The sequence below is a fragment of the Pseudomonas sp. LBUM1658 genome, assembly GCF_059716055.1.
The window spans coordinates 5647063-5660734 of sequence record NZ_CP166798.1 but is presented as its reverse complement, the minus strand read 5'-3'; the positions used below and the strand labels follow the sequence as shown (position 1 = coordinate 5660734).

General features: G+C 58.1%; 12 protein-coding genes. 8 read left to right on the top strand and 4 right to left on the bottom strand.

Annotation, left to right across the window (positions count from 1 at the left end):
• Positions 1 to 37: 37 nt before the first annotated feature.
• The 4 genes from ACA064_RS26160 to map form a co-directional block, all read right to left on the bottom strand.
• Positions 38 to 766 (bottom strand): matrixin family metalloprotease, encoded by a 729-nt coding sequence (locus ACA064_RS26160; RefSeq protein ID WP_497670708.1) that lies wholly within the window; start codon positions 764 to 766, stop codon positions 38 to 40.
• A gap of 253 nt (positions 767 to 1019) precedes the next feature.
• Positions 1020 to 2219: a succinyldiaminopimelate transaminase gene (dapC, locus tag ACA064_RS26155; protein WP_497670707.1), complete on the bottom strand. Its 1200-nt coding sequence runs from the start codon at positions 2217 to 2219 to the stop codon at positions 1020 to 1022.
• Positions 2220 to 2253: 34 nt separating this feature from the next.
• Entirely contained in the window at positions 2254 to 4956 is a 2703-nt protein-coding gene (locus tag ACA064_RS26150) for a [protein-PII] uridylyltransferase (protein WP_497670706.1), read from the bottom strand.
• A gap of 42 nt (positions 4957 to 4998) precedes the next feature.
• Entirely contained in the window at positions 4999 to 5781 is a 783-nt protein-coding gene (map, locus tag ACA064_RS26145) for a type I methionyl aminopeptidase (RefSeq protein ID WP_497670705.1), read from the bottom strand.
• A gap of 382 nt (positions 5782 to 6163) precedes the next feature.
• Here map and rpsB point away from each other — a divergent pair, with 382 nt between their 5' ends.
• The 8 genes from rpsB to rseP all read left to right on the top strand — a co-directional run bounded on the left by rpsB (position 6164) and on the right by rseP (position 13639).
• Positions 6164 to 6904, top strand: a complete 741-nt coding sequence (gene rpsB, locus ACA064_RS26140) for a 30S ribosomal protein S2 (RefSeq protein ID WP_150644508.1) — start codon at positions 6164 to 6166, stop codon at positions 6902 to 6904.
• A gap of 195 nt (positions 6905 to 7099) precedes the next feature.
• Positions 7100 to 7963 carry a translation elongation factor Ts gene (gene tsf, locus ACA064_RS26135; RefSeq protein WP_497670704.1) on the top strand — a complete coding sequence of 288 codons (864 nt, stop codon included), beginning with the start codon at positions 7100 to 7102 and terminating at the stop codon, positions 7961 to 7963.
• A gap of 209 nt (positions 7964 to 8172) precedes the next feature.
• Positions 8173 to 8913 carry a UMP kinase gene (gene pyrH, locus ACA064_RS26130; protein WP_150644510.1) on the top strand — a complete coding sequence of 247 codons (741 nt, stop codon included), beginning with the start codon at positions 8173 to 8175 and terminating at the stop codon, positions 8911 to 8913.
• Positions 8913 to 9470: a ribosome recycling factor gene (gene frr, locus ACA064_RS26125; protein WP_497670703.1), complete on the top strand. Its 558-nt coding sequence runs from the start codon at positions 8913 to 8915 to the stop codon at positions 9468 to 9470. The genes pyrH and frr overlap by 1 nt, the downstream gene beginning before the upstream one ends.
• Positions 9471 to 9483: 13 nt before the next feature.
• The gene (uppS, locus tag ACA064_RS26120; RefSeq protein WP_497670702.1) at positions 9484 to 10239 is read left to right on the top strand and encodes a polyprenyl diphosphate synthase; all 756 of its coding nucleotides are present in this window, start codon (positions 9484 to 9486) and stop codon (positions 10237 to 10239) included.
• Entirely contained in the window at positions 10239 to 11045 is an 807-nt protein-coding gene (locus tag ACA064_RS26115; protein WP_497670701.1) for a phosphatidate cytidylyltransferase, read from the top strand. The genes uppS and ACA064_RS26115 overlap by 1 nt, the downstream gene beginning before the upstream one ends.
• Complete coding sequence (gene ispC, locus ACA064_RS26110) at positions 11042 to 12232, top strand: 1-deoxy-D-xylulose-5-phosphate reductoisomerase (protein WP_497670700.1); 1191 nt, start codon at positions 11042 to 11044, stop codon at positions 12230 to 12232. Before ACA064_RS26115 ends, ispC begins: the two co-directional genes overlap by 4 nt.
• A gap of 54 nt (positions 12233 to 12286) precedes the next feature.
• Positions 12287 to 13639, top strand: a complete 1353-nt coding sequence (gene rseP, locus ACA064_RS26105) for a sigma E protease regulator RseP (protein ID WP_497670699.1) — start codon at positions 12287 to 12289, stop codon at positions 13637 to 13639.
• The last annotated feature ends 33 nt before the right edge of the window (positions 13640 to 13672 follow it).

Genomic DNA, 13672 nt, shown 5'->3' with positions numbered 1-13672 from the left:
AACGAAGAACGTTGAACATTGGTTCTATCCACTGGAGTTATTTGGGGTAAGCCTTGCGCATCAGCGCGATATCGCCAGCGCTAATTTGCCCGCTCGCTGATTGTCCCCAGTTTCCAGTTGTCCAGTCGTCGATGATCTCGTAATGCATGACCGAGTCTCCGTCATAGGGTTCGTAAGTATATTTTTCGTCTCTAGGTAGGGGTAAAAGGTTGTTGTCTACGTGCTCTTTCGTCCAGCCAAATTTTTGCTTGCAGCTCTCATATGTCTTGGGTATATCCCAGGGAATTCCTGAGTCTGGATGTTGGTGTGCATGTGCTGCACCTAATGCGTGCCCAAATTCATGCAAGACAATATATTCGAATCTAGAGTCGTTGGGTTTCCAGTCCAGAGACATGGTTGGGAGCCCAGGGGCAATGGTTAGCGCATCTGTTCCTATTACAGTGCTGCCACCGCCTGCGCCGCGGTAATTAATGGCTATTCGAATATCGCCATCTTCACCTTCTACAAACTCGAATTCAAGGTTGATACAGGGTAGCCATTTGCTGGCGGCTGTTTTGACGGCCTGTGTGACTTCTTCGTCAGCGTCATACATCGCAATTTTAAGCGTCCTTCCCGGCGTCCAGTACTTGGTATGGACACCTATGTTGCGTTTTGGTCTTTTAGAGTTGCTTTGCGGGGCATTATTTTGCCGTTCATTGATGGCTGCTTCATACGAAGCCTGTTGGCTAACAGGCGTTGTCGCTTTGCAGGGAGGCGATGATGTCATTGTCAATATTCCCGAAAACTGGTTAATGTCTGGTCTATATGAAATAAGCCCGTTCGTGAGCAAGGGTTGATTCTTGCTTTAACGTGTTTGCCGATTGTTTGGCGCATGACCTGACGGAGAGTGTGATGTTTTCTCAGTTGAAGAGTAGCTCGGGATAAGGATCAAGTTAAATTAAATGCTGGAGGGTGTGTGACTTGATATTTAAATAGAGGGAGTCCCGCATTACATTGCGTAATGCGGGACTCTAATTGGATTACTTGTTGCGAGTAATAAAAGAACGAATTCGCTGTGCAGCTTCAACACACTCGGCCAAAGGTGCAACCAACGCCATCCGCACGCGGCCGGCGCCCGGATTAAAACCGTCGACTTCACGGGACAGGTACGAGCCTGGCACCACCGTCACGTGCTCCTGCGCAAACAGTTCGCGGCAGAACTCGGCGTCGTCGCCTTCTACGTTAGGCCATAGGTAAAAGCCGCCATCCGGGCGCTGTACATCAAGTACCGGGCTCAGTATCTCCAGTACCGCATCGAATTTTTCCCGATACAGCGTGCGGTTGGCGCGTACATGTTCTTCGTCGTTCCATGCCGCAATACTTGCGAGCTGAGTCTGAACCGGCATGGCGCAGCCATGGTAGGTGCGGTACAGCAGGAACGCTTTGAGCACCTCGGCATCGCCGGCGACGAAACCGGAACGCAGGCCAGGCAGGTTGGAGCGTTTGGACAGACTGTGGAACACCACGCAGCGCTTGAAGTCCTTGCGGCCCAGTGCGACGCAGGCGCTGAGCAGGCCGGGAGGTGGCGTTTGTTCGTCGAAGTACAGCTCGCTGTAGCACTCGTCGGCAGCGATCACGAAGTCGAATTCGTCGGCCAGGGCGATCAGCTTTTTCAGGGTGTCCAGCGGGATCAGCGCGCCGGTCGGGTTGCCCGGCGAGCACAGGAACAGGATCTGGCAGCGCTGCCAGATTTCGGCCGGCACCGCGTCGAAATTCGGGTTGAAGCCGTTTTCGTCGAGGCATGGCAGATAATGCGGCTGGGCCCCGGCAAGGAAGGCTGCACCTTCGTAGATCTGGTAGAAGGGGTTCGGGCTGATCACCAGCGCTTCATCGCTGCGATCGACCACGGTCTGGGTGAAGGCGAATAGCGCCTCACGAGTACCGTTGACCGGCAGCACGTTGCGCGCCGGGTCGAGCCAGCCGGCAGGAACGCTGAAACGGCGCTCGCACCAGTGAGCGATCGCTTCGCGCAGGGCTGCAATACCCAGTGTGGTCGGGTACACCGCCATCTGGTCCAGGTTGCTGGCCAGCGCTTCGGCGACAAAGCCCGGCGAGCGGTGTTTCGGCTCACCGATGGACAGGGCGATCGGGCGTTTGTCTGCTGCGGGCTGCACGGCCCCGAGCAGAGCGCGAAGTTTTTCGAACGGGTAGGGCTGCAACTGGTTCAGAGCGTTGTTCATTGCTGGCGGATCTCACTCAGGTCATGGCGCGCGGCTAAATGCTGATGCGCGACAGTTCGATATGCGGTTCATGGCTGACGCTCAGCTGTTCGACGATTGCGTCCTGCAAACGGCTGCACAACTGCGGGTCTGAAAGCGGCTGGTTATTGGCATCGGTAATGAAAAATACGTCTTCCACTCGCTCGCCGAGGGTGGCGATCTTGGCGTTCTGCAGCGACAGGTCGAACTCGAGGAAGATGTTGCCGATCCGCGCCAGCAGGCCAGGCCGATCCGGGGCACTCAGTTCGAGAACCGTCACCGGACGCTGGGCATCGTTGTGGATGGTGACCTGGGGCGGGAAAGCGAAGTGCTTGAGCTGGCGCGGTACCCGGCGCTGGATGATGGTCGGGTAATCGTCCGGGTTGCGCAGGGCTTCGGTCAGGCCGTCGCGAATCTGCTTGACCCGTGTCGGGTTATCGCCGATCGAGTCGCCGTCGGTGTCGAGCACAATATAGGTGTCGAGGGTGAACTGACTGCTGGAGGTGATGACTCGAGCGTCATGAATGTTCAGGTTGAGCTGGTCCATTGCGGCCACGGTCACGGCAAAGAAGTCGTGCTGATCCGGCGCATAGATGAAGATCTGGGTTCCACCCTCGAATTCGCGCTGGGTGGTTTCCTTGATCAGCACCAGCGGGCCGCCGTCGGCCGGTTGCTGCAGGATCGCATCGCTGTGCCAGGCCACGTCGCCGGCGGTATGGCGCAGGAAATAGTCATCGCCCAGTTGCGCCCAGAGTTGCTCGACGTCGTCCGGATCGGTGCCGCCGCGCACCAGGATATCCAGAGCGGCACTCTGGGTCTGGCGGATTTGCTCTTCGCGGTCCACCGGGTTTTCCAGGCCGCGGCGCAAGGCGCGCTTGGTCTCGGTGTAGAGCTGACGCAACAGGCTGGCGCGCCAGGAATTCCACAAGGTCGGGTTGGTCGCGTTGATGTCGGCGACGGTCAGCACGTACAGGTAATCAAGATGGGTTTCGTCACCGACGATCTGCGCGAAGTCATGGATTACCTGCGGGTCGGAAAGATCCTTGCGCTGGGCAGTAGTCGACATCACCAGATGGTTCTGCACCAGCCAGACAATCAGCCGGGTGTCCCATTGCGGAAGTTGATGGCGCGCGCAAAACGCCTCGGCATCCACCGCGCCGATATCCGAATGATCGCCATGCCGACCCTTGCCAATGTCGTGATACAGGCCGGCCAGGTAGATCAACTCGGGCTTGGGCAGCTTGCCCATGAGTTTGCTGGCCAGCGGGAATTTCTCGGAAGCCTGGGTGTACTGCAGTTTGCGCAGGTGTTTGATCAGGTTCAGGGTATGGGCATCGACTGTATAGATATGGAACAGATCGTGCTGCATCTGGCCGACAATGAAGCCGAACTCCGGCAAATAGCGTCCGAGGATGCCGTACCTGTTCATCCGTCGCAGGTTGCGGTGGATGCCGATCTCGCACTTGAACAATTCGATGAACAGGCTGGTGTTGCGAATGTCATTACGGAAATCATCGTCGATCAAGTGACGGTTTTCCCGCAGCAAGCGCACGGTATCGGCGCGAACCCCTTTGATCTCCGGGTGCTGGGCCATTAGCAGGAACATTTCCAGCATGGCGAATGGAGTGCGTTTGAACACATTGACCCGGGTGACTTCGATGTAGCCGTCATGCAGCTGGAAGCGCGAATTGAGCGGTTGCGGTGGCGTTTCATCTTCCGGCGCGAGAATGATTTCCTCGAAGTGCTGGATGATCAGGTCGCTGAGCTGGGCGATGCTCATGACCACCCGGTAGTACTGCTGCATGAAGCTTTCGATGGTGTGCTTGGCGTCCTCGCCCTCAAAGCCCAGCAAGCCGGCGATCGAGCGTTGGTGGTCGAACAGCAGACGGTCTTCGGAGCGACCGGCCAGCATGTGCAGGGCGTAGCGGACTTTCCAGAGGAATTCCTGGGACGATGCCAGCAGGGCGTTCTCGCTCTCCACCAGAAAGCCTTCGCCAGCCAGCGCGCGCAGGTTCAGCGTGCCGTACTGGCGCCGGGCGACCCAGAGCAGGGTCTGGATATCCCGCAGGCCGCCGGGCGAGCCTTTGACGTTGGGTTCCAGGTTGTATTCGGTATCGTTGTACTTGTGGTGGCGGGCCTTTTGTTCGGCGCGCTTGGCCAGGAAGAACTCCTTGCTCGGCCACATATGAGCGGTGCTGGTGACTTCCAGCATGCGCTGGCGCAACCGCTCGGGGCCGGTAATGGTGCGGCTTTCCATGAGGTTGGTGACGACTGTCAGGTCGGCTCGGGCCTCCTCTGCGCATTCGTCCACCGAACGCACGCTTTGCCCGACTTCCAGACCGATATCCCACAGCAGCGTCAGAAAACGCTCGATGGAGTCACGGAAGATTTCGTGATCGGCGCTGTCCAGCAGGATCAGCAGGTCGATGTCGGAGTAGGGGTGCAACTCGCCGCGCCCGTAACCGCCGACAGCGACCAGAGCGATGTCGGCGTCTTCGCTCCAGTCGAACTGTTCCCAGGCCTTTTGCAGGATGTTATCGACGAACCAGGCGCGATCCTCGATCAGCCGGCGGATATCCCGACCGCTGCGAAAGCGTCCATCAAGCACCTCGCGGGCCTGACGGATAGCCTTTTTGAAGGCCGCAATCGGGCTTGCCTTCAAGGCCAGTTCAGCCTGGAACTGGCCGCGGTCGAAGAGTTCTGGATCCACCTGCGGCATCGATTGGCTTTCCTTTCTTTCTATAGGGAGCAGCGGGGCAGATCAGGCCGAGACGCGAGGGATGGTGTCATCGCTGCGCAGGGTGAAGATCTCGTAGCCAGTAGCGGTCACCAGCAGGGTGTGTTCCCACTGGGCCGAAAGCTTGCGGTCCTTGGTGATCGCGGTCCAGCCATCGCCCAGGACCTTGGTGTCGGCCTTGCCCTGGTTGATCATCGGCTCGATGGTGAAGGTCATGCCTTCCTTGAGCTCCATGCCGGTGCCGGCGCGACCGTAGTGCAGGATCTGCGGTTCTTCGTGGAACACCTTGCCGATGCCGTGGCCGCAGAACTCGCGAACCACCGAGAAACCGTTCTTCTCGGCATGCTTCTGGATGACTTCGCCGATGTCGCCGAGGCGGCAGCCGGGCTTGACCAGTTCGATAGCCTTGTACATGCATTCCTGGGTCACGTGCGACAGACGCTCGGCCCATACTGGCACAGTGCCAACGTGGAACATCCGGCTGGTGTCACCGTGATAGCCATCTTTGATGACCGTGACGTCGATGTTCAGGGTGTCGCCATCCTTGAGCGGTTTCTCGTTCGGGATGCCGTGGCAGACCACGTGGTTGATCGAGGTGCAGATCGACTTCGGGAAGCCTTTATAGTTGAGCGGGGCAGGGATGGCTTGCTGCTCGTTGACGATATAGTCGTGGCAGATGCGGTCCAGCTCTTCGGTGGTGACGCCGGGTTTGACGTGTTGGGCGATCATTTCCAGCACATCGGCGGCCAGTTTGCCGGCGACTCGCATTTTTGCGATGTCCTCGGGGGTTTTGAGGGTGACGGTCATACAGGCTCTCTAGCGCTCAATGGCGCAAATAAATACGGAAGAGGGATTGCGTGACTGAATGTTGCGTCTAGCGCAGTCCCAAAAATGCGATTCTAACAGACGGTCGAGGCAAATCATGACCGCCCGACCTTCGCTTCACTCTATAATAATGGTGCATTCTGATCCGATTCCAAGGTCAGGGCAAAAGCGGACACGAGGAAGTGTGAATCCTGGTTTCGTTTTCGCCTTTCCTATGGTATAAAATGCGCCGCTTTCCGGGGATGCCCCGAAAGGCTTAAACCCACACACGTGTCGACACGATGACCTGGGTGCCTTCAGCTTGATGCTGCTGGTTGGTCATTGGGATACGTGGAGGCCTAACCCGACTTATCAAGGAACTATCATGTCCCAAGTCAACATGCGCGATATGCTGAAGGCCGGTGTCCACTTCGGTCACCAAACCCGTTACTGGAACCCGAAAATGGGTAAATACATTTTCGGCGCGCGTAACAAGATCCACATCATCAACCTTGAAAAAACCCTGCCAATGTTCAACGAAGCTCTGACTTTCGTAGAGCGTCTGGCCCAGGGCAAAAACAAGATTCTGTTCGTCGGCACCAAGCGTTCCGCTGGCAAGATCGTTGCTGAAGAAGCAGCACGTTGCGGTTCGCCGTACGTCGATCACCGCTGGTTGGGCGGCATGCTGACCAACTTCAAAACCATCCGTGCTTCCATCAAGCGTCTGCGTGACCTTGAAATCCAGGCCGAAGACGGTACTTTCGCCAAGCTGACCAAGAAAGAGGCGCTGATGCGCACTCGCGATCTTGAGAAGCTGGATCGTAGCCTGGGTGGTATCAAGGACATGGGCGGTCTGCCAGACGCACTGTTCGTTATCGACGTTGATCACGAGCGCATCGCGATCACCGAAGCCAACAAGCTGGGCATCCCGGTTATCGGCGTTGTCGATACCAACAGCAGCCCGGACGGCGTTGACTACATCATCCCAGGCAACGATGACGCAATCCGCGCTATCCAGCTGTACATGGGTTCGATGGCTGACGCGGTAATCCGTGGTCGCAACCACGTTGCTGGCGGCACCGAAGTGTTCGTCGAAGACGCTCCGGCAGCGGTAGTTGAAGGCTGAGTAACTAGCGCTTAGCGTTTACTCAGTACGCAAAAAGGGGGCTTGGCCCCCTTTTTGCCACCTCGAAAACCATCTGTTGCAAATGCCCGTGGCGGGTTTTGTCATGCGGCGGTTGCCAGGTGTGCTCGGGGCAAGAATTGAACGCCCGTTCGCTCGGGTGGAATGGTTGAAAACCTATCCAAGAGGATTTTGAAAATGGCAGAGATTACTGCAGCGTTGGTCAAAGAACTGCGTGAGCGTACTGGCGAAGGCATGATGGATTGCAAAAAAGCCTTGACCAAGGCTGACGGCGACATCGAAAAAGCCATTGATGACATGCGTGCCTCGGGCGCTATCAAGGCTGCCAAGAAAGCAGGCAACATTGCTGCTGAAGGCGCAATCAGCATCAAGGAAGACGGCAAGGCTGCCGTGATCATCGAAGTCAACTCGCAAACCGACTTCCTGGCTCTGCAAGACGACTTCAAGAACTTCGTCGCTGCCAGCGTTGAAAAAGCTTTCGCCGACAAACTGACCGACGCAGCTCCGCTGATCGCCGCTCAAGAGCCGGCTCGTGAAGCACTGGTTGGCAAAGTAGGCGAGAACGTCAACATCCGTCGTCTGGCGCGTATCGAAGCTGACGTAGTGGGTTCTTACCTGCACGGCAACAAGATCGGCGTAGTCGTGGCACTGAAAGGCGGCAACGTTGAACTGGCCAAGGACATCGCTATGCACGTAGCGGCCAGCAACCCTGAGTTCCTGCTGCCGTCGCAAGTTTCCGCTGAAGCCATCGAACGCGAAAAAGGCGTTTTCATGAGCCTCAACGAAGACAAGATCAAAGGCAAACCTGCTGAAATCGTCGAGAAAATGGTTGCTGGTCGTATCAGCAAGTTCCTCGCCGAAGCCAGTCTGGTCAACCAGGCGTTCGTCAAGAACCCTGAAGTGACCGTTGGCGAGCTGGCCAAGAAAGGCGGCGCTGAAATCGTTTCCTTTACCCGCTTCCAGGTAGGCGAAGGCATCGAGAAGCCGGTCGACAACTTCGCTGAAGAAGTTGCTGCCCAGCTGGCTGCCAGCAAGAAGTAAGACGGTTTTTGACTGTCGCCCTGAAGAGGCTGCCCGCTCACGCGCGCAGCCTCTTTTCAAATGGGGTGATCAATTTGATTGGTTTCCCTTCGGAACTGGCTTACAAAGCCGTGTTCCGATGGCGCTGTGATAGCGTCAAGCTAGAGTGAACGCTGGCTGTAAACAGCTTGCAAAGAATTTTTGAAAATACGCCGCAGGAGAGATTCGCAATGGCTCAGCAGGGCAGTGGTTATCAGGCTCGCTATAAACGCATTCTACTCAAGCTTAGCGGCGAGGCCCTGATGGGCTCGGAAGAGTTCGGGATCGATCCGAAGGTGCTGGACCGCATGGCGCTGGAAGTCGGCCAGCTGGTTGGTATCGGCGTTCAGGTCGGTCTGGTGATCGGCGGTGGCAACCTGTTCCGTGGTGCCGCGCTGAGTGCTGCCGGGATGGATCGGGTGACAGGCGACCACATGGGCATGCTGGCCACTGTGATGAACGCTTTGGCCATGCGTGACGCGCTGGAACGTGCGAATATCTCGGCCATCGTGATGTCGGCTATTTCCATGGTAGGCGTGACGGATCACTATGATCGTCGCAAAGCCATGCGTCACCTGAACGCCAAGGACGTGGTGATTTTCGCGGCCGGTACCGGCAATCCGTTCTTTACCACCGATTCGGCAGCCTGCCTGCGGGGCATCGAAATCAATGCCGACGTGGTGTTGAAGGCCACCAAGGTTGACGGTGTCTATACCGCTGACCCATTCAAAGACCCGCATGCCGAGAAGTTCGATCATCTGACCTACGATGAAGTGCTGGATCGCAAGCTGGGGGTGATGGATCTGACGGCCATTTGCCTGTGCCGTGACCACAAGATGCCGTTGCGCGTATTTAATATGAACAAGCCCGGCGCCCTGCTGAACATCGTGCATGGCGGCGCTGAAGGGACCCTGATCGAGGAAGGCGAATAATGATCAATGAAATCAAGAAAGACGCTCAAGAGCGCATGCAGAAATCCCTGGAATCGCTGCATCACGCATTCAGCCGGATCCGCACAGGCCAGGCTCACCCGAGCATCCTGGGTGGCGTGATGGTGCCTTACTACGGCGCCGATACTCCGCTGAACCAAGTGGCCAACGTCACCGTCAAGGACTCCCGTACCCTGCAAGTCGTGGCTTTCGAGCGCAACATGCTGCAAGCGGTCGACAAGGCAATCCAGAGCTCTGGCCTTGGCTTCAACCCGACCAACCTGGGGGAGTTGCTGCTGATTTCGATGCCTGCCCTGACCGAAGAAACCCGCAAGGGCTTCACCAAGCAGGCGCGTGAAGCGGCAGAGGACGGCCGTGTAGCAGTGCGCAACATTCGTCGCGATGCCTTGAGCCAGTTGAAAGACCTGGTCAAGGAGAAGGAAATCAGCGAAGACGAAGAGCGCCGTGCGGCAGACGACATCCAGAAACTGACTGACAAGTTCGTGGCGGAGATCGAATCGGCTGTGAAGCAAAAAGAAGCGGACCTGATGGCCGTATAAGGGTCGCGTTTACATGGAAAAGACCAAGCAGGCTGTAGTGTCTTCGGTGCCACGTCACGTGGCGATCATCATGGATGGTAATAATCGCTGGGCGAAAAAGCGCTTTATGCCGGGTGTTGCCGGGCATAAAGCCGGCGTCGATGCTGTTCGTGCGGTCATTGAAGTGTGTGCTGAGGCCAAGGTCGAAGTATTGACCCTGTTTGCCTTTTCCAGTGAGAACTGGCAGCGCCCGGCCGCCGAAGTCAGTGCCTTGATGGATCTGTTCTTCAAGGCGCTGCGTAGGGAGGCCAGGCGCCTCAACGACAACAACATCAGCCTGCGCATCATCGGTGACCGCTCGCGCTTCCATCCGGAGCTGCAGGCGGCCATGCGGGAAGTCGAAGCGTTGACGGCGGGCAGCAATCGTTTTGTCCTGCAGATCGCGGCCAACTATGGCGGCCAGTGGGATATTGCCCAGGCTGCCCAGCACCTGGCGCGCGAGGTTCAGGCCGGGCATCTGCGCCCCGAAGACATCACTCCCGAATTGTTGCAGACCTGTCTGGCAACGGGCGATCTGCCCCTGCCGGACCTGTGCATCCGTACGGGTGGTGAACACCGCATCAGCAACTTCCTGTTGTGGCAGTTGGCGTACGCCGAACTGTATTTCTCCGACCTGTTCTGGCCGGACTTCAAACACGATGCCATGCGCACTGCGCTGGCCGATTACGCTTCTCGCCAACGCCGCTTCGGTAAAACGAGCGAACAGGTCGAAGCGGGAGCCCGGGTTTAATGCTTAAACAACGAATCATCACCGCGCTGATCCTGTTGCCGATCGCCTTGTGCGGGTTTTTCCTGCTGGAAGGCACCGGTTTTGCGTTATTTATTGGATTGGTGGTGACCCTGGCTGCCTGGGAGTGGGCTCGGCTGGCTGGTTTTACTGCCCAGCCGGTACGGGTTGCCTACGCGGCCCTGGTCGCGCTGCTGCTGTTTTTCATGCATGTGCTGCCCGGTCTGGCGCCGTGGGTGCTGGCTGCGGCGGTGATCTGGTGGTCGCTGGCAACCTTCCTGGTGCTGACTTATCCACGCACCAGTGAGCAATGGGCCAGTGCGGCTAGCAAGTTGGTGATTGGTCTGTTGATCCTGTTGCCGGCCTGGCAAGGGCTGGTCCTGATCAAGCAGCAGCCTTTGGGCAACTGGCTGATCATGGCGGTAATGGTGCTGGTCTGGGGGGCTGATATCGGCGCCTATTTTTCCGGCAGGGCCTTTGGCAAGCGCAAGCTGGCGCCGAAGGTCAGTCCGGGCAAGAGCTGGGAAGGGGTTTATGGCGGTTTGCTGGCCAGCTTGCTGATCACTGCCGTTGTCGGCCTGGTCCGTGACTGGAGCGCGGCGCAGATGCTGATGGGCTTGATCGGCGCGGCGATTGTCGTGCTGATTTCGGTGGTCGGTGACCTGACCGAAAGCATGTTCAAGCGTCAGTCAGGGATCAAGGACAGCAGCAGTCTGTTGCCGGGCCATGGCGGTGTGCTGGATCGCATCGATAGCCTGACCGCGGCCATTCCGGTATTTGCCGTCCTGTTGTGGATGGCTGCGCCGTGAATCGCCCACAGCAGATTACCGTGCTGGGCGCGACCGGCTCGATTGGCCTGAGCACCCTCGATGTCATTGCCCGGCATCCCGAGCGTTATCAGGTGTTCGCCTTGAGCGGATTCAGTCGGCTGAGCGAGCTGCTGGCCTTGTGCGTGCGCCACACGCCGCGCTTCGCGGTCGTTCCTGAGGTCGGCGTTGCACGCAGGCTGCAGGACGATCTGCGGGCGGCGGGTCTGCAGACCCGTGTTCTGGTGGGGGAGGAGGGTTTGTGCCAGGTCGCGGCCGATCCTCAGGTCGACGCGGTAATGGCGGCGATCGTCGGGGCGGCGGGTTTGCGTCCGACCCTGGCGGCGGTCGAAGCCGGCAAGAAGATTCTGCTGGCCAACAAGGAAGCGCTGGTGATGTCCGGCGCCTTGTTCATGCAGGCGGTGCGCAAGAGCGGTTCGGTGCTGTTGCCGATCGACAGCGAGCACAACGCAATTTTTCAGTGCATGCCCAATGACTTTGCCCGCGGGCTTGGGGCTGTCGGGGTCCGGCGGATCCTGCTGACCGCATCGGGCGGTCCGTTCCGCCAGACGCCTCTGGCCGAGCTTGAGCATGTAACGCCCGAGCAGGCCTGCGCCCATCCCAATTGGTCGATGGGTCGCAAGATTTCGGTGGATTCGGCAAGCATGATGAACAAAGGCCTCGAGTTGATCGAGGCTTGCTGGCTGTTCGATGCCCTGCCTGCGCAAGTCGAAGTGGTGATTCATCCGCAGAGCGTGATTCATTCGCTGGTGGACTACGTCGACGGCTCGGTATTGGCACAATTGGGCAACCCCGATATGCGCACGCCGATCGCCAATGCCCTGGCCTGGCCGGAACGAATAGATTCCGGTGTGGCGCCTCTTGATCTGTTCTCTATCGCGCGCCTGGACTTCCAGGCGCCTGATGAACAGCGCTTCCCCTGTCTGCGGCTCGCCCGTCAGGCGGCGGAGGCGGGTAACAGTGCGCCCGCCATGTTGAACGCAGCAAATGAAGTAGCGGTAGCAGCCTTTCTCGAACGGCGCATCCGCTACCCGGAGATCGCGAGTATCATCGAGGAAGTATTGAACCTCGAGCCTGTGGTAGCCGTCGAAGAGCTCGACGCGGTGTTCTCGGCTGACGCCAAAGCCCGCACCCTGACCGAGCAATGGTTGAGTCGCCACGGGCGATAGACGTTGCGGCGGGTCCGAGCGTATCGGCACTGGATAGGAATGCGGAGAAAGTAGATGAGCGCGCTCTATATGATTGTCGGCACCCTGGTTGCTCTGGGCGTGCTGGTCACCTTCCACGAATTCGGCCACTTTTGGGTGGCGCGCCGTTGCGGCGTCAAGGTTCTGCGCTTCTCTGTGGGTTTCGGTATGCCACTGCTGCGCTGGCATGATCGCCGCGGCACGGAGTTCGTGATTGCTGCCATTCCCTTGGGTGGCTACGTGAAAATGCTCGACGAGCGCGAAGGCGACGTGCCGCTCGATCAGCTCGATCAATCCTTCAATCGCAAGTCGGTTCGCCAGCGTATCGCTATAGTCGCGGCCGGTCCGATAGCCAACTTCTTGCTGGCCCTGGTGTTTTTCTGGGTCTTGGCCATGCTCGGCAGCGAGCAGGTGCGGCCGGTCATTGGTAACGTTGAAATCGGCAGTATTGCCGCCAGGGCCGGGTTGAGTCCGGGCCAGGAAATCGTCGCGATCGATGGTGAACCAACTACGGGTTGGGCCGCGGTGAATCTGCAACTGGTACGCCGGTTGGGCGAAAGTGGTTCCCTGCAGGTGCTGGTGCGTGAAGAAGGTTCGACCGCCGACTCGCCTCGCGAGCTGGTGTTGGACAAGTGGCTCAAAGGTGCTGACGAGCCCGATCCGATTCAATCCCTGGGGATTCGTCCGTGGCGTCCGGCCTTGCCGCCGGTGTTGGCTGAGCTGGATCCCAACGGACCGGCCCAGGCTGCCGGGCTGAAAACCGGTGACCGCCTGTTGGCACTCGATGGCCAGGCGTTGAGCGATTGGCAGCAAGTGGTTGATCAGGTCCGTGTACGTCCTGAAACCAAAATTGTGCTGCGGGTCGAGCGTGACGGTGCTCAAATCGACGTCCCTGTTACTTTGGCTGCCAAGGGCAAGGCGAAAGTCGCCACCGGATATCTCGGCGCAGGGGTAAAAGCTGTCGATTGGCCATCGTCCATGATCCGCGAGGTCAGCTACGGTCCCCTGGAGGCGATTGGCGAGGGTGCTCGACGTACCTGGACCATGAGCGTCCTGACCCTTGATTCACTAAAGAAAATGTTGTTCGGCGAGCTCTCGGTAAAAAACTTGAGTGGACCGATAACCATTGCTAAAGTGGCGGGCGCTTCTGCCCAGTCGGGCGTCGCTGATTTCCTGAATTTCCTGGCTTATCTGAGTATTAGCCTGGGTGTTCTGAATTTGTTGCCCATTCCTGTACTGGATGGGGGGCATTTGTTGTTTTATCTGATCGAGTGGGCGCGTGGTCGTCCCTTGTCAGATCGGGTGCAGGGTTGGGGGATACAGATCGGTATCAGTTTGGTGGTCGGGGTGATGTTGCTTGCTCTGGTCAACGATCTGGGACGACTGTAACGCTTCGCTGAATTGCGAATCTGCCGCATTTTG